The following is a 20,814-nucleotide window of genomic DNA, read 5'->3' on the forward strand; positions in this document are numbered from 1 at the left end:
TCATTCGCTCCCCCTTTCGTCCGCACTGCCGAGGCAGTCGGCCGAAATGACCGGCATGTGCAGTCCATAAAGGGTATTGAGAACCCCGGCCAGCGCGGCCTGGTCGGCGAGCCGACCTTCCAGTACGGTCTCGTAGGTTCCGTCGCCGCGGGTCAGGGTGTAAACGCCGGTTGAAAAGTGCACCGGGCGGCGGCCCAAAAGTGTAACACTTTTTCTTTAATTACCCCGCTTCCTTGCGGGTGTCAATTGCTCCTACGGTTTCTTTGTTTTCTGCCGCTGTCCCCGGCGGCGCAATGAGTCCTGCAACCTGAAGCTTTCACCATTGGCCTCGAGGATATGGACCCGGTGGGTCAGGCGGTCGAGCAAGGCTCCGGTAAGCCGCTGGGAGCCCATCACCTCCGTCCACGATTCGAAGGGCAGGTTGGTGGTCACCACGAGGCTGGTGCGCTCGTAGGCCCGACTGACGACCTCGAAGAGCAGTTCGGCCCCCATTTTGGAGAACGGAACGTAGCCGAGTTCATCGAGAACGAGCAGGTCGGAGCGCTCGAGTTGCTTGAAGAACCGGTCAAGCTGCCTTTCCTCCCGGCGTTCGAGCAACTGCGTGACCAGGGCGGTGACGCCGAAGAACCGCACCTTGAAGCCCATCTGGCAGGCGGCGAAGGCCAGGGCGGTGGCGAGGTGGGTTTTTCCGGTTCCGCTGTTGCCGATCAGCAGCACGTTCTCCCGCTCCTTGATAAACTCGCCATGGGCTAGTTCCCTCACCAAAGGCTGGTTGATCGAGGGCTGCTCCTCGAACCGGAAGCTGTCGAGGGTTTTCACAACGGGGAAACGGGCGGACTTGGGTCGGCGTTCGGCGGCCCGTTGTTCCCGGTCGAGGATCTCCTGTTCGATGAGCCGCAGCAAATAGGTCGAGTAATCGGCCCGTTCGGCTGGGCAGACCGAGGCCATCTTGCGGTGCTCCCTCAGGATACTTCGCAGCTTGAGCGTTTTGAGGTAGTGCTCCAGCAGTACGTGTGACGAGGTCTGTGCACTCATGCGCCCACCTCCTGTCCGAGCAGGCGATTGTAATCGGCCACATCTGCGCTGGCGACCTGCACGTGGCGTAGATGCTCGTGTCCATCCAGGTTGAACCGGGTGCATCGCCATTCCGGCCGGGGAATGAGGAACTGGGCAATGGCGTCTCGGGAGGAGGCCCCGCAACGCAGCCCCTGCTCAACGGCCCGGGCCAGTTCCTTGGGTGAATGCTTTTCGAGCAGACGCAGCACCTTGATGTACTCCCGGGTTCCTTCGCCATCGAGATCGGCCTCCAGCCTGCTGCGCAGATCCCGAAAGCAGGATGGCAGTTTCCAGTCTTCCAATGGCCGGGCGTGGTCGAGCCCGCCGGGCTTGCGTTCGAGCAGTGCGAGATAGTGCACGGGGTTGAAATGGACGCCGGCCTTGCCCCACAACCGGGGATGTTCGGCGATGCATTCATCGCCCCGGCAGACCACAATCCGGTCGATATAGCCCTTGACCACCGTTTCGTAGTGGGCGTAGCGCACGGGCACCGAATAATCGTTGCCGTCGAAACGCACGAGCGACAAGGAGCTGGCGGTGCAGGTTCGCACCCGGCAGGACTCGAACGGCACGACCGGCAGATCAATAAAACGGCCACGCTCATCGGCCAGCAACTGCCCCTTCGTTCCGTCCTTGCCCCGCAGTTTACGCCCAAGCTCCTCCCGGCAACGCTCTTCAAGCATGCGGTTGAGCTCATCAAAGCTACGAACCTCCGGCACCGGAACCATGAAGTTGGAACGAGTATAGCGCACCATCGATTCGACCACGCCCTTTTCGTTACCTCGGGCCACGTTGCAGAAGTGTTCCTTGAACAGATAGTGGCTCTGGAGCTGGAGGAACCCGTCGGTGAGCTTGCGTTGGTGGCGCTTCATCACCTTGGCCACCATCACCCGCTCGTTGTCGTAGCTGATACGGCAGGGTACGCCATCGAAAAAGGTGAAGGCCCTCACATGCCCATCCCAGAAAACCTCCGTGCAGATCTTTTCGTAGGCCTGCACATAAACCGCATCCGAATACGGCAGGCTCATCACAAAAAATGCGACCTTCCGAAGCTGGCCGTTTATTTTAGCGAGGGCATAGCCGAAATCCATCTGCGCCTCTCCGGGCCGATGGGCCAGCGGAATGTAGACATCCTTCAGACGCACCCGGGCGTTGCGCACGGCATCTTTCACCTGCGTATACCCGCCGGTGTATCCTTCCTCTTTCAGGCGATCAAAAATCCGCTTGGCCGTATGCCGTTGCTTTTTTGGCAACTCCCGGTCCTGCCGGAGAATCTCGTCGATCCGACCGAGAAACGGCCCGATCATGGGCTTCGGCCTCGGCTGGGCCATCCGGTATCCCGGAGGCTTGGGGTGCGCCAGAATCTTCTCCAGCGTCTTGGTGTGAATCCTGTACTCGGCCTTAACCTGTCGCTTGCTGACGCCTTCAACAAGCACCTTTCGTCTGATATCGGTCCACCATTGCATGTCTATGTACACTCCTTTACCTCCCGGTTCCGAAACGGTTAGGCAACCACGTTGCCCGATCCGTCCGGAAATCCGGAAGTTTTAGTTGGAGTGTTACACTTTTAGACCGCCCCGCCGCCCGGTGCACTTTTCAACCGGCGTTTACACTCAAGGCCTTCCTCCCGGCAATGAATATTCAGAGGAGTTTCTTTTAACGGGGACCTTGTTCTTCCTCCGTTTTCACCGAAACATGATACAAGCTGGATCGAGGCCTGGAGAAACAGGACGATACAGCACCGGGTCCGAATACCGCCCGATATCAATAACACTATCGATCCGGATGGATGCCAAGCTATGGCACTCACACCCCGATCTTGTAGCGGAAGTGGTCGAAATCCTGACGTGAAACAAGCTGAAAACTGCGGGGGAAACTTCGGGTTTTGATGAGAAAAAAGGGCTCTTCACGGATGTGCATTTTTTAGCGGCAATCCAAAGCCTCTTTGGAATTGAAAAAAGTAGCTGGTTAAAGCTCAGTCCCCTGATTCATGATGGAAATATACTGCGTATATGCATAAAGACGATTCCGCTTCTGGCCGGTCAGTTCTTTGACAATGCCCAGTCCTTCGAGTCGCTCAAGGCTGGTTCCAATGGTTGTCAGAGAAAGGCCGGTCTTATCCCTCAACCATACCGGCGAAGCAATGGGACGCTCCATCATGGCATGGTGCGTTACCTGTACCGAACCGGAGATGCGGCCAAGTTCCTGTATTCGTCTTCTATCTGTTTCCGCCAGAGCCAAAAGCCGCTGGACGGTGTCCACCGCCTGGGTGGCAGTTTCGATTACGGCATCGGCGAAAAAATCGAGCCAGGCTTCCCAATCGCCCGTTTGGCGGATCTCGTTCAGCAGATCGTAATAGCGTTGCCGGTGTGTTTTAAAGTATAGACTCAAATACAGCATGGGAGCCTTCAACACCTTGTCAGCACACAGCAGCAACGTGATCAGCAACCGCCCCAATCTTCCGTTGCCATCGAGGAATGGATGGATCGTCTCGAACTGGACATGGGCCAAGGCGGCCTTTAGCAAGGTCGGGGTATGTGCGGGCTGGTCGTGCAGGAAAAGCTCAAGCGCGCCCATGCACTCCTGCACATTTTCAGGGGAAGGCGGAACAAAAATAGCATTACCCGGCCGGGTTCCACCAATCCAGTTTTGGCTGCGCCGGAATTCGCCCGGCTGCTTTTCGCTCCCCCTCCCTTTTGAAAGCAGCTCGTTGTGCATCTCCCTGATCAAACGTAGCGAAAGCGGGAATCCCTCTTCCAAACGGGCAAGACCATGATTGAGCGCGGTAACATAGTTGCTCACCTCCTGAACATCATCCATGGGGACACCCGGTTGCTGTTCGAGTTCAAAAAGCAACAGATCCGAAAGCGATGATTGAGTACCTTCGATTTGGGAGGAAAGAACAGCCTCCTTCCGAATGTAGGTGTAGATGAACAGCGATGTTTCCGGGAGCAGGACGGAAACACTGTCCAGGCGGCCAAGCGCCAGCAATGCCTTGTCAAATTTTCCCCGCAGCTCGGGAGTCCAGTCAATCGGCGGATCGGGCGGCAAAGGCGAAGGCAGGAAAGCCTCCACCTTTTCGCCTACCGTCGAAACAGGTACAAACCTGCCCTGTAAATCTCTCTTCATGACGTACTCCATAACTTGGATTAACAAATTCTACTAATCCAAGATAATGCACTTAGTTAGATTAAGATCAAGGCCAGGTTCGCCATATTCCAAAACATGGATTAAGGAAACACATTAATCCAAGTTATCCTATTTATTGGATTAGCGAAAAGCCATTGATTTATCCTGATTTTAGTATCAGATCATGATTTCCCGGAATGGGGTGAGAGAATGGGGTTACTTCAGTCTTCGAGTAGGATGGGGACTCCGATAACTTAGGTCGATGTTTGTATTCTCTGTTGCCGCCTGCTTTCGCGGCGGTGCCACAAGATCTCTTCCTTATTATCGTTGTACCCCAACCCCTCTCAGAACCGGACAAGCAGCTTTCCCACATACGGCTCCTCGGCGTATCTTTCAGCATGCCTCCTCCCTACGGAACGGGTTCAGGTCTTTGCGGACTCTCACGACCGGCCAGTCCAGCAGGTCTAAAACCTGATTGAACTGTGCCCAGTTGTACCCCTTGCGCTGGCTCTTGCGGTTGAGCCATTTAAACAGGATCTGTGTAGCGCGATAGAGATAGGTACTGCATAGATCGGTGTTGTCCGTTATGGCGTAGTAGTTCAGATTCCCCATCACGCGGATGCGGGCCTGACGGATCATCTCTCCTTTTCTTAGTACACGCCGGGCCATGCGGGCCCAGTCGCTGAAATTGTGCAGGCTTTGCCCGAACTTTTTCCGACTGGTCCGACGCTTTACCTTGAAGTAGCCTTTTTTGGTTTTCCCGCAATAGTGCGTGAAACCAAGGAAGGGAAACCCTGAGGGTTTATGGCCTCGTGCCTGTGCATCCTGCCGGGCGAAACACCCGAACTCAATGCAGTGCGTCTTTTCCTCTGCCAACTCTAGACCGAACTCTTCGAGTCGTTCTTTTAGTTGACGATAGAATTGCTCCGCATCGGCTTTGTACCGAAAGCAGGCAAGAAAATCGTCGGCGAAGCGGAAATAATGTGCTTCGCCGTCGCATTGCCTGCGCACCCGTTTGCTGAACTATAGATCCAACACGTAGTGCAGGTAGATGTTCGACAGCAGTGGCGAAAGGATCGATCCTTGTGGCGTGCCTTCGTCGGTCGCGCTTACTAACCCGTCTTCCAGGATGCCGCTTTTGAGCATCCGAATGATGAGCCGGATCACGCGTTCATCGCCGATACGGTGCCGCAGGAATTTCACCAACCACTCTTGGTTCACTTTGTCGAAGAAGCTTCGAATATCCGCTTCAACGACGTAGCTGACTTTCTTTTGCTGGATCGTACGACCGAGATCATCCAAACATTGATGCGGATTGCATCCCGGCCGGTATCCATAACTGCTGTCTTCAAATACGGCCTCATAGATCGGCTCAAGCGTTTGCTTAACCGCCAGTTCAACAATCTTATCTTCAAAATTGCTGATCCCCAGCGGCCGACCTTTCTCCTGCCCCGCCTTCGGAATATAACTCCGCCGCTTCGTCCCCGGACGGTACCCCATCCGCTTGAGCCGCGCCGAAAGATCCCGAAGGTTTCCATCGAGGTTTTCCCCGTATTCTCTCTTGGTTACGCCATCCACTCCGGGAGCCTTGTCCGCTCCCAGTGTTCCGTAGCAGATCCGCAGGTTATCCTCATCACAGATATGATGATACAGACTGGTAAAAACCAGCGTTGGATCCTTGCAGGCCTTTTCGCTTATCCGCGTCAGATCGGTTGCCATGATTATTCTGTTCCTTGCATAACATTCATGTTTCTTCTTCTGCGGTCGATCTACCGTGAGGGGCTTCGCTCAGCGAGGGTTAGTCGCTTCATCGCTAGGCCATTGCGGCCCTCCGCCCCCCATCACTTGCAACGCGGCCATGAGCCGCTCTCTTTATTATATCGAACGACCTACTCGGGTACTGACCTCGCGGTCGCTTCCCCAAGAGCCTTGCACGTTGCTCGCCCGGTTAATTATCCATCGTTGTTCAGCTCGATGCAGTCTGGGACTCCGGGGTGTCGGTTTCGTACTGGTCATTATCGCACTCACCGCATGGCCTGCGCCCTTATAGAGAGGATCGGCACCTCCCAAAATTTCATTATTCTCGGAGCTGTGTTTCAGATTCAGGGCATACACCCTTCACCTCGCTGAACTCATTTCCTTTCCTTCTTCAGCCCAGAGGCCAAATTCAGTCATTCCACTACTGGGTGGATGACTACTCCTTACCCAGAGAGGCTTATCCAGCATGGCTGGACTCCTCCTCGATTGGTAACCATTGCCGGGTCACCCTATAAATTAATGATCAAGCCTCGTCGGCAAACAAAAACCCTGATGCCCGTGGGCCATGCAAAGGGGTTTTGCATGCGCAGAATCAGCCGTCATAAAGCTTCCAAAACAACTACCGCCCATCTCCGTATCTTTCCTTCGCCTGCCACGTGGATGCCGCAGGAATATATAAGCGTTTGGGTCAGAGTCGCAGAACCCGCTTGAGTTCGTCAACGGCTTGGCGGTGCTTGGCACTCTCCATGTTTCCGATATTGCGCAACTTCCACTGCAAGGCCGGCAGCTGTTCAAGATGTTCGATCGGAAGCCGGTTCCATTCGGGTGCGCCCATCTTGATCGACAGCAGGAAAAGCCGTTCGTTTTCGGTTAGCCGGTCATTCAGCTCCCTGACCAGACGGCGGCGCGTCTCGACGAGCGTCTCAACAGAAACGGGCTCACGCGCCATTCCTGCGAACTGGGCCGCATAGATCGTTGCCAGAGGCTGTTCATTCGGGTTGAGTAATTCCGCCATCGGGCGGGGATGCCCGGCCAGATAGACCGTAAAGGCCGAACGGATATCATCGGTCAACCCCGGGTCGCGAAACATGAGGTGGACATCGAACAGATCGCGCGGATGCTGCCGGTCGAGGGCGGCACAAATCTTGCCGCCATACAGATCCGCCTCGGAAAGAATGCGGCTCTCAACAAACCGTTCGAATTCCGCCTGGGCGGAAGCACAAAGGGTACGCGTTTCCGGCGGAAACAGAGCCCCGCGAAACACAAAGTTCGGTTCAACCTTGATCTGGGCATTCACGGCATTCACAACCAGCCGCCCCGTCACTCCGGCCACCGGCTGACCCTGAACCGTGGTTCCCGGCAGCTCCGCCTCTATCTCAACGGCAAGTTGTTCCAACGCGCCTGAAATCCCGGCCAGCGCATCTTCGCGTGGAACGAGTGGCAGGTAGGCCAAATCGATATCCACCGACAGACGCGGCATATCCTGAACAAAAAGATTCATGGCGGTTCCGCCCTTCAACGCGAAACAACCATGCTTTTGAAGTAAAGGCAAAACCTGCAGCAGAAGCTCCACCTGCTTGACATAGGTCCGGTTAAACATCGGCGTCCTCTTTTCGGCGCGGCACGGTGATCAACAGTTCGCCGTCCAGTTCGCCCCCTTCGTAAACCACGCGCTTTCCACTGCCCAGATCCACCGGATCCGGATCAATATATTTAAGCCAGGGATGCGCGCAATCTTTCGCCATCCAAAGAAACAGCCGTTTGACCCGCACGGACCGGCAGGCCTCCAGCAGTTTCTGAACCTCCTGCGGGCGCAACGATCCGAGTCCTTCAAATACGGTGCGGGTATGATCGAATGCCGCATTGTCGGCGATGCAATAGAGCATCTCGAAAGCCGCCCTTTCAGGCGGGGATACCCTGATCCGGAACCCCTTGTGCTCAACCGATGCCCAGGGCAGATTCCCGGACGAATCAAACAGATGGGCGCAACGATGCACGATTTCAACTCCCCAGTCCTTGACGGTAAACCAGGTCGGAAGCCGTTCGGAACCATCGCTGAACAGCAGAATGGAATCCTGCTCTCCCATCGAGAGGTAATGGCCTAGACCTTTGAGTTGCAACGCACTTAACCCTGCAACATGGACAGTCAATCCAAGCTGGCTTTGGAGGGTGTGGACCGCACCCTGCCAATCGACGCTATCCCCCGTGCGCATATAGGCGCCGCGCCCGACCCGCTCCAGCCATCCCGAAGCGACATATCGCCGGGCCAAATCCTTCGAGACTCCTTGGTCTGCCAGCCAAGCTGGCGTAAGCACGGTGCCCGGAACCAGATTTTGCAGCATCTGGTTTACTTTGCTTATTTTATGCGAACTCATGATTCGCATAACTAATTAAAAAACAAACCGCTGTCAATCCTTTGGTTTATATAATATCACCCTGGAGTACTAATAGACCGCTAATATACCTAAGAATGATCACAAAAGAAAAGCTACCAGTCCTGAATGGTGCTAAAGCTTCCATAACAGCCACTGCCCATCTCCGTATCTTTTCCTTCGCCTGTCACCTTGGCAACGTCGGCGCTTCCCATTAAAGATTTACCAGAGGCTTTCAAATATATATCGCTGCGCTCAGCGTTCGCGCTACGGCAATGGCAGAGCCTCTACGGCATAGAGCGGGAGCGATAGCAGTTCGAATCGGACTTCTTCAACCGAGTCCCCGGATCGCGCCTTGACGTCTACCATCATTTTTGATGGTGGATTCAAGTCAAAGCGGATGGCCTGCTCACTCCCTTTTTCCAACATAAACTGCTGAAGCGATTTCAGTGACCCGCTGGCTCCGGCCTTCACTTCAATGGGCATAATATGTGTTCCCTGCGAGATGACATAGTCGACCTCGGCATTGTTGGCCCGCCCTTCCCTCAGCCAGTAATTGAGCTGTGGCCTGCCTCGATCCAAATAGGCCAAATGCTGACCCACAAACTGTTCCGCCAGCGGGCCTTCATTCACCAGTACCTGCGCAGTTGCCTCCGATATGTCCTTCCACTGTCCGCCGCACAGGTAATTGACAATACCGACATCCATGAAGATCAGTTTGTAGACCTCATCCGAGGCCTCTGCCGCAAGCGGAACCCCCGAGCAATGAGAAGCGGTCACTTGCCGCAAAAAATGGCCGATGGGTCGCGTTGCCCCTAGATAATGGAGGTCTCCTAAACAGGTATCGAATCGCTCGCTCTCTTCTTCAGAACAAATGACATAAAGAACTGCTTAAAAGCGGTCGCCTGACAAAAAGGAACCTGTAAAATGATGATTTAGGGCTACCAATCATGCCTTCCATCGGTAGGTTATGATACCGATAACTCAATCATCCCGTTTTTTCTGGCATTTTTTGCACAAAACAACGCGTTGTAATTGACATGAAGAGTAAATTACAACACCATAATACCCGCAATATCACATAGGAGAACTTCCCGATGAAACGGTCTGTATCCATATTTCTCAAGGACTGGCTTGCCAACCCGAGCCGCAAACCCTTGGTCATGCGCGGCGCACGGCAGGTGGGAAAGACCTGGCTGGTTCGCGACCTGGCAAAAACAAGCTCCCGGGCACTTATCGAACTGAACTTCGAAAAACAACCTGAACTTGCAGAGCACTTTTTATCCAACGACCCCGCCCGGATCATCTCCGATCTGGAAGCGGATCTTGGTCTGGATATCCATCCCGACAATGCCATCCTGTTTCTGGACGAGATTCAGGCCGCCCCTGCACTGCTGGCATCCTTGCGGTGGTTTCGTGAAGAGATGCCGGAACTCCCGGTGGTTGCCGCCGGCTCCCTGCTGGACTTCACATTGAAAGAACATGACTTCAGCATGCCGGTCGGACGGATCATGTACTGCCATGTTGAGCCGCTATCTTTTTTTGAGTTCCTTGACGCATCGGGCAATGAAAAACTGCGCAAGACGCTGTGCACGGCCAGCAACACCGGAACCCTCTCCCCCCGTCTGCATGAACGGTCGCTGGAGCTCTTCTCTGAATACTGTATTACGGGCGGACTTCCGGAAATCATGGCGGCATGGGTGGAGGTTCGGAATGACGACCGGCGGTTGCAGCTCCAGCAGGATCTGATTGCCGCCTACCGGGATGACTTTAACAAATACAGAAAGCGCGTTCCCGCCGATCTGCTACGTCGTGTCATGGATGCGGTTCCCAAACAAATGGGAAGCAACTTTGTGTACAATCATGTGGACGCGGATTCCGGCCACCGCAATCTCAAACAGGCCGTCGAAATGCTGACGCTGGCACGAGTCTGCCATCGCATTGAGCACACCGCAGCCAACGGACTCCCCCTCGGAGCCGAAGGCAATCCCCGCCTCTTTAAAATGATGATGGTCGACATTGGAATCAGCACCGCTCAACTGGGACTGTCCAGATTGGAAGCTCGCAACCTGAACCAAACCGTTTGGGCCAACAAAGGGGGGCTGGCAGAACAGTTCGTCGGCCAGCATCTCCGCTGCCTGTTCAAACCCTGGGAAGAGCCGCGACTGTTCTATTGGCAGCGAACCGGCGGACGGCAGGGGGAACTCGACTTTATCTACCAGCATGGCCCGCACATCATTCCAATCGAGGTAAAAGCGGGTAGCGCCGGTTCGATGAAATCATTGCATGCATTCATGCAGAACAAGCAACTGCCTCTCGCTGTACGGCTGGACACCAATCCTCCCTCGGTTCAAGACCTGGACGTTCGCACAACAACCGGCGAGCAAGTCCGCTATCGCCTGGTCTCCCTTCCACTAACCATGACCGAAACTCTCTCCTCGGCAATTGAACGCTCCTTACCGCAGTAAAAGATATTTGAAAAATCCCGTCGGTTTTACCAGTCAGCAAGGGAAAGGTGTCCATCCTATAAAATGATGCTTCAGGGTTTCTGAATCTTGCCTTCCAGCGATGGGTTTACTTCTCGCCAAGAGTCAGTTTCTTTTTGGAGTCAATCTACTGCTGAAGGATAATCTTACAGTATTTTCTTTTGCCATCAGGCGTCAACGTAACCAGCAGAGACCTCTTGCGAAACAGGCAGCCAAAAAACACCTGAAAATTTCTCCAACTTTTTTCTAAACAGAAAAGGTGTCCGAAAAGGTGTCCGTCCTATAAATTAATGATCACGCCTTGGATGCAGGTAAATACCCCATGCCCGCGGATCATGAAAAGGGTTCTGCATACGCAGAGTCAGCTGCCGAATGCTTCCAAAAACAACCACTGCCCTTCTCCGCATCTTTTCCTTCGCTTACCACCCTGGCGAAGGTGGAGGATGATTTTTTCAGCGTGCGCTTTGCCCGAACCGCCGGGAAACAAACGCAATGGACGGCCTTCCTGCGAAAGCAGGGTATTCAGAATATCGCACCAAACCAATTTGAGGAGGTAGTCGCCCGATTGCAGACTTTTTTCCGTCCCATGGTTGAAGTTCAGATTGGCAACACACCCTTCGAATCAAATTGGGAACCCGGCGGACCGTGGCGCTAAAAGAGTTCGGGGGAAAGTTCGGGTTTCGTCCACAAACAACCACCCTGTTTCAACTAATTCCAACCTCACTTGACATCCAAAATAATTTATGTATCATGCTAGTTACAAGGTTGATATAGAAACTAAATGAGACGCCTTGTAAACTGCTTAAAATAGTGATGAATGCCTGTCACGCTGGAGGTTGCGAGTTCGAGTCTCGTCATCCTCGCCATTCTAGGGGCTTTCGTATTATGCGAAAGCCCTTTTTTCATTGGCTATTCTGCATATTTTCGGTTTTCGGCTTGGTTTTGATAGCGTTAGGGCCATTTTAGACAAAACTGACCACAAACGGGAACTTTTTCCGAGGGATAAAAACCGCGCTTCGCCCAATGTTACCAGGGAGTCCCACTATATATCATTGGGTTGAAAAACGCCTCATAACGGAAGTGCGTGTTGAGGCGGTCGGCCTGGCGGAAACAGATCATTTCTTTCGAAGGAAGGATGCCTGCCCGTCGCCCGGCATTGAAAAGGAGATCAAGCAGAATCACGTATAAGTGCCCGAAGGATCGCTCCCGCGACAAGTCGTTTGCCGAAACGTGAAGAACCCGCGCCATCCGTGGTCTTTGCATCGATTTAAAAAAACGGTTCTGCGTGTCGGTATCCGGCGGATCAAGTGAGCGGAGTGCGGGGTCAAGGAGGGAGAAGCACAGCCTGGATGCTGAAGGAGGCCTTGCGCAATATCTACTCCATGACGTACGACAGCACCACGGCCCGACTGGCCGTTAAACTTGGTGCGACAAGGCCGTGACCTCAGGCATTGCATGCCTGAAAACGTTGACCAAAACCAACAACAGGCACATCGAAGGAATCCTCGGACTGGCGGCACGGATCATTCACCAACGCAAGCGACGAGGGATTCAACCACAAGATCGGATGGCTGATGCGACAGGCCTACGGCTACCGCGACGACGAATGCCTCCATCTGCAGATCTACGACCTACCTCATCTGGCAACGCGACGGGATCTCTGAGACGCACTTCCCTGAACAACCAAATTTGATCGGGCTTGGAAGAATTCTGGAACCAAAATATGCCGAACGCCGGCGCGTTTTCCCTGGGCGAATTCCTATTGTGAATGTTACGAGGGCAAAACGAAAAGGGAGTGCCTGAACCACTTTTTTCTGCGTGGGTCTTGAGTAACTTGATTAGTGGTTGGCTTATTACAACGATCAACGGACGCATCAGGGAGTGGATATCGGAAACACGGTTCTTCGCCCAGACTTCACACCGACCGACAAAGGGGAGATTAAGCTAGAACAGCGGCTGGGCGGAATCATTTCCTACTACTACCGCGAAGCTGCCTGAACCTGCCCCGGCGAACATCATCAGCAACCGTCTCGCCGTTCAGCATCTGAAAAACAAGCAGGCGCCGCATCGCGGCGCCTGCTCTTTTTTTACGCGGACGTGGGCTTATTTTTCTATTAACCGCAGGAATTCAACATCGTTCGTTGCGGGAACGATGAACGGGCTCGAGACCCCGCCTGGAACATCGACCCAATCGCCAAACGTGAGTTGCGGCCGCGACTGCAGCTTGAAGCGGGAGTCTGTCCAAGTGAAGGTTATATCGCCGCCGTTCATTTCGCCCTCGAGGGTGGGCGGATTCGGCACATCGCCTTCCACGCCGACCTTGATCTTTCCGGTCGTGCCGGTGAACGCCGGGTTTGTTAAGTAGCTGTTGAGTTCCGCCACGGTATATTCGGCTTCCGCAAGCAGGTTCGTGCCGACGGTGACGTTGGCGATGATCCATGTGTTGCTGCCCAGCTCAACGACGGTGCCGGCGGAGTCGGCCACGGTCAGCGAGGTGTTGTTGGTGGATTCGTTCCAGTCGCCATCGATGGTCAGGCCGGCACCGGCGAACACTTCGATCGATGCGGGACCGGCCGCTCCGCCGCTCTCGAACCGCAACATGCCACGATGGCTCTGCCAGACACCGGAATAGGTATTGGACGGGCTCATGACATCGAATACCACGGTCGTTTCCGTGGAGCTACTCGAGGCCGTGGTGCGGAATATGCCATCGCCTTCGATCTGCGAATAGATGCGCAACCCCCGCGTGGCGGTAGCCGAATAGTATCCGGAAACCATCGTATATCCACTGTTAAGGATATGGCCGTCCATCTGGTTCGCCACATTTCCGGTTCCCGATGCGAGGGTCGGGAATTCCAACGTGCCGAAACCGGTGCCGCCCGAGAACCGCAAGTCGGCGATGGTCGTAACCGTACCGAGGTCTTCCTTGCCGCGCACCTGCACCTTGCCGCCAGCCAATACGGTAAGGGAGTCGCCCTGGAAAGCAACGTTTCCATCCGGGCTCTTCAGGTTGCCGGTCGAAGGTACGACATAATCGAATCCCGAGGTTGGCGCCATGTCGTTATCCCAGATCGTAGCCGAAGTCCAGGTCTGGGCCGAGGCAAGCACATCCATGTAAACCAGCGTATTGACCACGGTTCCCACCGTGAGCGTCCCGCTACCGGAGAAAACCGGGTTGGCGCCGAGCGCGTTGAGTTCGGTCGCGGTATAGGTGCCCGCTGCAACGGACGAACCGCCGAAGACCAGGTTGGAGACCGCCCAATCGTAGCCGCCCAGGTCAACGTTGGCGTTGGCGCTGTCGTTGACCGTCAGCGATGCGCCGGCTTCGGATTGGTTCCAATCGCCTAGAATGCGGAGCTTACCGTTGTTCAGCACTTCGATACTGCCTGTTCCGACCGCACCGGCATTGGCGAACTCGTTGGTGCCGCAGTAGACCACCCACGTGCCGGAAAACTCGTTCACGGCGTTGTCGATGTAGATGGTATGCGTCGATTCGGTATTGCTGTAGTACATTTCCACCTCAACATCCGGCTCGGTGTTGTAGACTTTGGAGAGCACGCGCAGGTCGCGGGTTACGCCTTCACTGGACATATAGCCCTGGAATCGCGAATCGGAGATTACATTGATTTCGCCATCGATCTTGCTTTCCACATCGTTTCCCGTGCCGGCAACCAGCACGCCGCCGTCCATGGTCAAATTATCCACCGAGATGACTTCCGAGCCGGTCACCTTCAACTGGAACTGGGTTCCCTCGCCGCGGATCGTCAACGATTTCCCCGGGAACGTGGCCGGACTGACCGGAGAGAAGAGGTAGTTGTTGGTGACATAATAATTATTGATATTGGTGGCCGCCACTCCATCGCTCCATGCGGTCGGATCCGTCCAGTTGACCTTATCGGAAACAAAGTAGACATCCCCGGGCGGTGCGGGGCCGGTGACGACCTCGATGGTGCCGCCGTTGACAAATACCGTATCGCCGAAGGTGTTGAGTTCCGCGGCGGTATAGGTTCCCGGCGGAACGCCAGCGCCGCCGAACGTCATGCTTTCAACCTTCCAGTTGGAATTGCTCAGGTTGATTTCCGAGGCTCCGCTGTCGCCGATGGAGAGCGTCGCACCTGCGGCTGACTGATCCCAATCGCCGCCGATCGTTAGGCCCGCACCGGCATTGATTGCAATGCTGCCCGTGCCGACCGATCCGCCCGTCGCGAAAATGAATGTACCGCGCGTCGCCGTCCAGTCGCCGCTGTATCCGCTGTTGTCCGTATTTTCAATTGCAACAAAGTGCGTGGTGCTGGCGGAAGACGCGCTCGTCGAGAGGTCTCCGGAACCACTGATTTCCGAAAGGATCCGCAAGTTGCGGGGGCCCGTTGTGCCCTGGGTTCCCCACCAGCAGGTAAACGCCGAGTCGGAAACCACATCAATCGTTCCATCCAGCGCAAAGGTAATGTTGGCCCCGGTTCCGGCATAGACAGCGCCCCCGTCCATGACCAGGTTTGGAACAACGAACGTGTTGACCGAATCCCGCAATTGCAGCTGGGAGCCGGTTAGGAGCGTAAACGAATCCCCGCCAAATGCGGAGCTCGCGTCGGACACCCGTAACCACAGGGTGCTCGTGTAGTCGTTTCCATTGGTCGGGGCAATGCCCGAACTCCAGGTGGAGCCTTCGTCCCATTCGGCCAGATTCACCAGCTGGGTCACCACATCGGCCTGCACGGCGGTCGCCAGCGCCATCCCCGCAATCATGCTTCGAACCATTATTCTACCTGTACCCTTCATCTTCCTACCTCCTGTTTGTGGATTAAATGAAACAACTGCTATTCATAGGATGTGACACTGTTTACATGTTGCCTGTTTTTTTTACAACCGGATGCCTATTCACATTGTTGAACCCTGGATTTCCCACATGCTTGAAACCGAAGCGGCTTCACGGTTGCCGGATTATTGGGCATCGACCCACAGCAACGGATGGCGGATGGGCAGATTGCGCAGCACTTCGTAGGTTTGCGGATCAGCCTCGAACCGCTTCCAGGTTTCGAGATAGGATGCGTCGGCGTATTCGCTCCCTGCAAAGAGCAGGAACGGATGGCGCACGGGCCACTCGTCCCAATACATCACGTCGGGCTCTTTGGGCCATGCGCTTTTATCCCGGACATAGGGCGCCATGAAACCGACGCCCAGTTTCATCCCCCGCCCATCCGCCAACTGGAACGTCCACAGGTTATCGTCTTCGGAGGAGGCCAGCTGGGCCACGCCGGCCATCGCATCGAGCACGAAAAGCGAATAACCGTAAGGTTTGGTGCGCTTCAGTTCCGCCGGGAAACCGCCCTCCGCGTTCATCATCCCGTCCACGTAAACCGTTTTGAACTGGTTGCGGATCCATTCCAGTTGCTCCGCGTCGCCCACCAGATCCGCAAACGCCGCGGCTTGCAGCGACCAGCAGACGCCGTGGTTGTTCGGATGCTGCTTTTCCTTCAGCCCATAGGGATGCGTGTTCAGCCACTTTAAATAGTCGCAAAACCAGGCCTTCACCGCCGCCTGATCCTGCTTGGCAAACGAAGGCGAGGCGCACAGCAATTTTGCGCCGCGCGCCACCTCGACCAAATGGATGGTGTCGATCACCCCGATGCTGCGCCCGGAGTGGCACCCCTTGATCGCCTGCCCATACAGCAGCGACGGATTCATCCGCGTTGCATCATCCACGAACCACGCCTTGAGATGCCCGACCGCCTTGTCCGCATAGCGTTCCTCGCCCGTAATCCGGTAGGCCGAAACCAACGTCCCGATCATATCGCTCAACCGGATCATCGACTGGCGGTGGGCGATGAAGTTCGCCGGGTTGGTTTGCCCATCACGGCGGACATACGGCCCGTCGGGATTTTTTGGATCCGGCCACCAATAATCGCCTTCCGAATAAAAGTCGTGGATCCCGCCCTCGCTGCGTTCGCAATGGTCGGCGGTCAAGGTGCGCGGCGCTTCGTTCATATAGCGCGCGGCCTTTTCCATGATCCGCGGTTTTTCGACCGCAACGATGTCGAAATCCGTTTTTCCGCCAATGCCCGAGAGAACGCACCCTGCGAGAACCACGATTAATAGCTGCACCTTCATGTCGTTATGCTTCATCGTAGGCTCCCTTGCTCCAAATCCCACACCTTTTGAACGCAACCCTTCAGCACGGGGCTTATTCCGCAATCAGGCGGAAGAAGCCGAGTTCATCTTCCGGCAGAACGCTGACGGGCGAGGTATCGCCGCCGGGAACATCGAACCAGTCGCCGGACGCGAGGCCGTTGGTGTTGCACTGCAACCTGTAGCCGCCTTCCGACCACGCGAAGGTCAGCTCGCCCCCGCCCCATTCCGTTTCCAGCATGGGCGGCACCGGCGTTCCGACCACGAGGGTTCCCGTTCCAGCGAAAACCGCGCCACCCAAAGCATTGAGTTCTGAAACGGAATACGTTCCATCTTCAAGGACTGTTGAGCCAATGGTTACGTTGGGCACCGACCAGGTGTAGGCTCCAAGGTCAACCCCTGCGGCGGCAGAATCAGCAACCGTTAGCGAGACCTCGTTGGTCGGTTGCCAGTTGCCCTGGATTTCGAGCTTGCCGGAACCGAGCACCTCGATCGAGGCCGCCCCGACCGCACCCGGGCTTTCGAAGACGAGCGTGCCGCGGTTGCTCATCCATAGGCCGGAGAAGGTGTTCGCGGGATTGTCGATCGTGGCGGAGTGTGTTGTGGATGCGCTCGATGCCGTGGAATAGAATGTTCCATCTCCGCCGATGGTCGCCGAGATCCGGAGATTGCGGGGGCCGGAATCGCTCCAATATCCGGAAAGGATGGTGTAGCCGTCGTTGAAGACCGAGCCCTGCAACACGTTGACGGTGTTGATTCCGGTTCCGGCGGCCAGGCTTACCGGCTGAGCTTCGGTTCCGCCGGAGAGGATCAGGTTGTTGATGGTGGTGGCGGCGCCGTATTCCTCTTTTCCGCGGAATTGAACCTTACCGCCCCCCTCGACGATGAGCGAATCGCCGGGGAACACGGACGAGCCATCCGGACTCGTGAGATTGCCGGTGGCGGGGACGACATAGGCGTATTCGCCCGACGGCGCGAGATCGTTGTCCCAGATGGTCGCCGTAGTCCAGGTTTGCGCCGAGCCGAGCACATCCATCGTGACCACGGGCACAACGGCCCCCACCGTAACCGAACCGGAGCCGGTGAATACGGCGTTGGCGCCCATGGCGTTGAGTTCCGCCGCAGCATATGTGCCTTCGGGAACATCGACCGAACCGAACGAAAGTTGGGCGACCACCCAGTCGTAGCCGCCGATATCGACCGACGCCGCTGCACTGTCGGCGACCGCCAGCGCCGCGCCGTTAAACGCCTGGTTCCAGTTTCCCTCGATTTTTAATTTGCCGTTGGCCTTCACTTCGATGTCCGCCGTGCCGACCGCGCCGGCATTCCGGAACAGAAGGGTTCCGGCGTTGCTGATCCATTTGCCGGCATAGGTATTGGCGGCGTTTCCGACAATCAGCTCATGGGTTGAAGAGCTGTTCGAGGCCGTGCTTGCAATCTCCCCGGCGCCACTGACCGCCGAACGGATCTCCAGGTTCCGCGCCCCGGCCGAGTCGCTCCAGTAGCCGCTGATCGTCGTGTTCGTTTGGATCTCGACCGTTCCATCGAGGATATTGGTAACGTCGGCTCCCGTCCCGGCAAAGAGGGTTCCACCCGCCATAACCAGGTTGGTGGCGGTAGCGACTGCGCCGCCCGTGGTGCGCACCTGAAGCTGCCCGCCGCTCTCGATCGTCAATGATCGGCCGCCGAAGACGGAGTCCGTACCGGGCGTGCGCAGGCGCAGATCGGTGACATAGTCGCAACTTGCGAGCGGCTCCCAGTCCGAATTCCATGTTGCACTTTCGCTCCAGCTCCCCAAATCAACCGTCTGCCGGAAGAGTTCGTCCTCGGGCGCCGAAGGGAACCAATCGGTCTGCATCAGACGGGCGCAACCGAGCTGGTGGTGCGGCGTGTCTTCGTTGCCGACTTCGTTCTCGTAGGTCGAAGGATCTTCGGTGGAATAGTTCTCAACAACGAAAAAATCGGGGAGTGCATCGTGATCCCGGAGAATCTGCACAAAGGCCTCGGTCTCTTCGTCATACTCTTCCTTGCTGTTGTTCGGCGACACGATGATGCCGACCGTATGGCCTTGGCTGTGCGCCCAGCCGATCGCATCCAGAATCCAGTCGTGGTATTTTTGAATGTTGGGATTGGCGTTGTTGATGCGTAAAAAATAGACGTGGGGCGGGATATCGATCGTCAACCCTCCCGAGGCTTCGATAAGCTGCTGGAAATCGGCGCGGTCGGAAACATAGTTGTTGTGCAGCTGCGTGTAGTAGGCCGCCATGTTCTGGTATTCGAAGGTGGGATAGATCGGCGTGGATGGATCGACGCCCTTGTCGTAGTAGGCCTGGATGGTCAGCTCCCAATCGGTCACGTCGGGAACGCGCGAACTTGAGAAGCAGTTTACGGTAATGAATTCCGCTTCAATGCCCCGGCTCAGATAGCGGCTCACATAGGCGTTTTGGCGCGCGGTGTAGTTGGAGGTCGTGTGCCCCATTTCAATGCCCCACGCGCGGTCGGCCCACAACGAAACGATAGCGTCCTTTTCCGCCTCGGTCGTATGATCGGTCCAACCTACGGAATGGATGAAAATATTTCCGCCGTCCCCCCGGTAGTCATCCGAGTTCGCCGCGACCGCCAGATCTCCGCATCCGGACACCCCGCCCGCATAGATCCGGGCCGACGCAATTGAGACCGATAGGAGAGCAAACAACAAAGCGTAAACAAAGCAACCGTTCAATTTCATGCAACACACCATACCCCGCTGTCGCATACGAATCCAACGCAACGACTGTTCACATTGTTGAAAGCAAAATGGGCATCCCCAGATCGGCGGGCAATGGGGAATAAGGGACATCGGGTAAAAGTGAAAAGCCGCCACATGGTGGCGGCTCTTCCTGCAAAAGGAAACGGTGCCGGGCACCGTTCGCGGACTAGATGGACAGACGGCGGATGAAGAAGACCGCCGTGCCCACCATGGCCACCAGCCCCAGGGTCGCCGGTTCCGGAATCACGGTGATGGTTCCCGTACCGGAAAAGACGGCGGCGTTGCCGGCCATGGCGTTCAACTCCGACACGGTGTAGGTGTCGTTGGCCAATAGGCCTTCACCATTGAGGTTGAATTCGCCTACCGTCCAGTCATAGTCCCCGACATTCACAAGGGCATTTGCACTGTTGGCGACATAGAGCGACGCTTCCGCGTCCCAGTCGCCGAGAATCGTCAGTTTCCCGTTGGCATTGACTCTGACATCCCCTGCACCAACAGCGCCCGCGTTGGCGAATTCCAGCGTGCCGACGTTGCTGATCCAAGTGCCCGAAAAATCATTCGCGGCGTTGGCAATGGTGAGCTTGTGCGTGGAACCGTTGTTCGAAGCAGAACTTTCAAGATCGGAGCTGCCGCTCACCTTTGAAAGGATGTTCAGGTTGCGGGCGTCGCCGGAAGTGGAGTTCCAATACCCGTTAAGGTTGGAGTCGGCGGTCACATTCATATTGCCATCCAGCGCAAAGGTAACCTCATTACCCGTTCCCGCATAAACGACGCCGCCGGCCATAATCAGGTCATCGACCGTGAAAGTACCGGACGTGTTGCGCAGCTGCAATTGCCCCGTAGATTCGATCGTCAGCGAATCGCCGCTGAACGTGCCGGCGGAACCGACCCTCAACTTCATGGAGGTCGTGTAGTCGTTCCCCACAGTCGGAACTCCGTCCGGATTCCAGGTGGAAGCCGTATCCCAATTTCCAAGATCTGTGTCCTGGCTTACCGTGTCGGCACTTGCCATGGAAGCGCAAATGACCGCAAGGACGGTTGCCACGCATTGCAGTTTAACCCACTGAGCTCTTTTCATTTTTTTCTCCGTTTTTATTTCCCCACTCGAAGCACGCTACCGCGCTAAGATCGAGCACATGGT

The 20,814-nt window shown here is 55.8% G+C and carries 13 protein-coding genes and 2 pseudogenes; 3 read left to right on the forward strand and 12 right to left on the reverse strand.

The features are described 5' to 3' along the window. The 8 genes and pseudogenes from E9954_RS25800 to E9954_RS25835 all read right to left on the reverse strand — a co-directional run bounded on the left by E9954_RS25800 (position 1) and on the right by E9954_RS25835 (position 9,095). Positions 1-183 carry a hypothetical protein gene (locus E9954_RS25800; protein WP_136082190.1) on the reverse strand — a complete coding sequence of 61 codons (183 nt, stop codon included), beginning with the start codon at positions 181-183 and terminating at the stop codon, positions 1-3. Between the two features lie 69 nt (positions 184-252). Further along, a complete protein-coding gene (istB, locus tag E9954_RS25805) occupies positions 253-1,035 on the reverse strand; it encodes an IS21-like element helper ATPase IstB (protein ID WP_136082191.1) in 783 nt (260 codons plus the stop codon). Continuing rightward, on the reverse strand, positions 1,032-2,522 hold the full coding sequence (gene istA, locus E9954_RS25810) for an IS21 family transposase (RefSeq protein ID WP_136078865.1): 1,491 nt from the start codon (positions 2,520-2,522) through the stop codon (positions 1,032-1,034). The genes istB and istA overlap by 4 nt, the downstream gene beginning before the upstream one ends. Positions 2,523-3,024: 502 nt before the next feature. Next, positions 3,025-4,185: a Fic family protein gene (locus tag E9954_RS25815; protein ID WP_136082192.1), complete on the reverse strand. Its 1,161-nt coding sequence runs from the start codon at positions 4,183-4,185 to the stop codon at positions 3,025-3,027. A 393-nt stretch (positions 4,186-4,578) separates the two neighbouring features. Further along, positions 4,579-5,904, reverse strand: a pseudogene (ltrA, locus tag E9954_RS33390) (group II intron reverse transcriptase/maturase). A 727-nt stretch (positions 5,905-6,631) separates the two neighbouring features. After that, on the reverse strand, positions 6,632-7,543 hold the full coding sequence (locus E9954_RS25825) for a nucleotidyl transferase AbiEii/AbiGii toxin family protein (RefSeq protein ID WP_136082193.1): 912 nt from the start codon (positions 7,541-7,543) through the stop codon (positions 6,632-6,634). Then, positions 7,536-8,327 (reverse strand): type IV toxin-antitoxin system AbiEi family antitoxin domain-containing protein, encoded by a 792-nt coding sequence (locus tag E9954_RS25830; protein WP_136082194.1) that lies wholly within the window; start codon positions 8,325-8,327, stop codon positions 7,536-7,538. The genes E9954_RS25825 and E9954_RS25830 overlap by 8 nt, the downstream gene beginning before the upstream one ends. A 255-nt stretch (positions 8,328-8,582) precedes the next feature. After that, complete coding sequence (locus E9954_RS25835) at positions 8,583-9,095, reverse strand: DUF4143 domain-containing protein (protein WP_222847320.1); 513 nt, start codon at positions 9,093-9,095, stop codon at positions 8,583-8,585. A gap of 317 nt (positions 9,096-9,412) precedes the next feature. Between E9954_RS25835 and E9954_RS25840 the strand changes: the two genes are divergently transcribed. The 3 genes and pseudogenes from E9954_RS25840 to E9954_RS33555 form a co-directional block, all read left to right on the forward strand. Further along, positions 9,413-10,783 carry an ATP-binding protein gene (locus tag E9954_RS25840; protein WP_136082196.1) on the forward strand — a complete coding sequence of 457 codons (1,371 nt, stop codon included), beginning with the start codon at positions 9,413-9,415 and terminating at the stop codon, positions 10,781-10,783. 319 nt (positions 10,784-11,102) lie between these two features. Further along, a complete protein-coding gene (locus E9954_RS25845) occupies positions 11,103-11,456 on the forward strand; it encodes a hypothetical protein (RefSeq protein ID WP_136082197.1) in 354 nt (117 codons plus the stop codon). A gap of 871 nt (positions 11,457-12,327) precedes the next feature. Further along, positions 12,328-12,465 (forward strand): annotated as a pseudogene (locus tag E9954_RS33555) (transposase); the annotation flags it as partial. A gap of 439 nt (positions 12,466-12,904) precedes the next feature. On the opposite strand, the gene E9954_RS25855 reads toward E9954_RS33555, so the two are convergent. The 4 genes from E9954_RS25855 to E9954_RS25870 all read right to left on the reverse strand — a co-directional run bounded on the left by E9954_RS25855 (position 12,905) and on the right by E9954_RS25870 (position 20,751). Continuing rightward, positions 12,905-15,556 (reverse strand): hypothetical protein, encoded by a 2,652-nt coding sequence (locus E9954_RS25855; protein WP_136082199.1) that lies wholly within the window; start codon positions 15,554-15,556, stop codon positions 12,905-12,907. A 183-nt stretch (positions 15,557-15,739) separates the two neighbouring features. Beyond that, the gene (locus E9954_RS25860; protein WP_222847321.1) at positions 15,740-16,921 is read right to left on the reverse strand and encodes an alginate lyase family protein; all 1,182 of its coding nucleotides are present in this window, start codon (positions 16,919-16,921) and stop codon (positions 15,740-15,742) included. A gap of 58 nt (positions 16,922-16,979) precedes the next feature. After that, entirely contained in the window at positions 16,980-19,652 is a 2,673-nt protein-coding gene (locus tag E9954_RS25865; protein ID WP_136082200.1) for an autotransporter outer membrane beta-barrel domain-containing protein, read from the reverse strand. 187 nt (positions 19,653-19,839) lie between these two features. Then, positions 19,840-20,751: a PEP-CTERM sorting domain-containing protein gene (locus tag E9954_RS25870; protein WP_136082201.1), complete on the reverse strand. Its 912-nt coding sequence runs from the start codon at positions 20,749-20,751 to the stop codon at positions 19,840-19,842. Between the last annotated feature and the right edge of the window lie 63 nt (positions 20,752-20,814).

This window comes from Pontiella desulfatans, from assembly GCF_900890425.1.
GTDB classification, from domain to species: domain Bacteria; phylum Verrucomicrobiota; class Kiritimatiellia; order Kiritimatiellales; family Pontiellaceae; genus Pontiella; species Pontiella desulfatans.

Excerpts from the sequence above, each read along its gene's own strand:
- E9954_RS25870 (WP_136082201.1), bottom strand. The coding sequence starts at position 20,751 with ATGAAAAGAGCTCAGTGGGTTAAACTGCAATGCGTGGCAACCGTCCTT.
- E9954_RS25865 (WP_136082200.1), bottom strand. The coding sequence starts at position 19,652 with ATGAAATTGAACGGTTGCTTTGTTTACGCTTTGTTGTTTGCTCTCCTA.
- istB (WP_136082191.1), bottom strand. The coding sequence starts at position 1,035 with ATGAGTGCACAGACCTCGTCACACGTACTGCTGGAGCACTACCTCAAA.
- E9954_RS25830 (WP_136082194.1), bottom strand. The coding sequence starts at position 8,327 with ATGCGAATCATGAGTTCGCATAAAATAAGCAAAGTAAACCAGATGCTG.
- E9954_RS25860 (WP_222847321.1), bottom strand. The coding sequence starts at position 16,921 with ATGAAGCATAACGACATGAAGGTGCAGCTATTAATCGTGGTTCTCGCA.
- istA (WP_136078865.1), bottom strand. The coding sequence starts at position 2,522 with ATGCAATGGTGGACCGATATCAGACGAAAGGTGCTTGTTGAAGGCGTC.
- E9954_RS25855 (WP_136082199.1), bottom strand. The coding sequence starts at position 15,556 with ATGGTTCGAAGCATGATTGCGGGGATGGCGCTGGCGACCGCCGTGCAG.
- E9954_RS25815 (WP_136082192.1), bottom strand. The coding sequence starts at position 4,185 with ATGAAGAGAGATTTACAGGGCAGGTTTGTACCTGTTTCGACGGTAGGC.
- E9954_RS25825 (WP_136082193.1), bottom strand. The coding sequence starts at position 7,543 with ATGTTTAACCGGACCTATGTCAAGCAGGTGGAGCTTCTGCTGCAGGTT.
- E9954_RS25840 (WP_136082196.1), top strand. The coding sequence starts at position 9,413 with ATGAAACGGTCTGTATCCATATTTCTCAAGGACTGGCTTGCCAACCCG.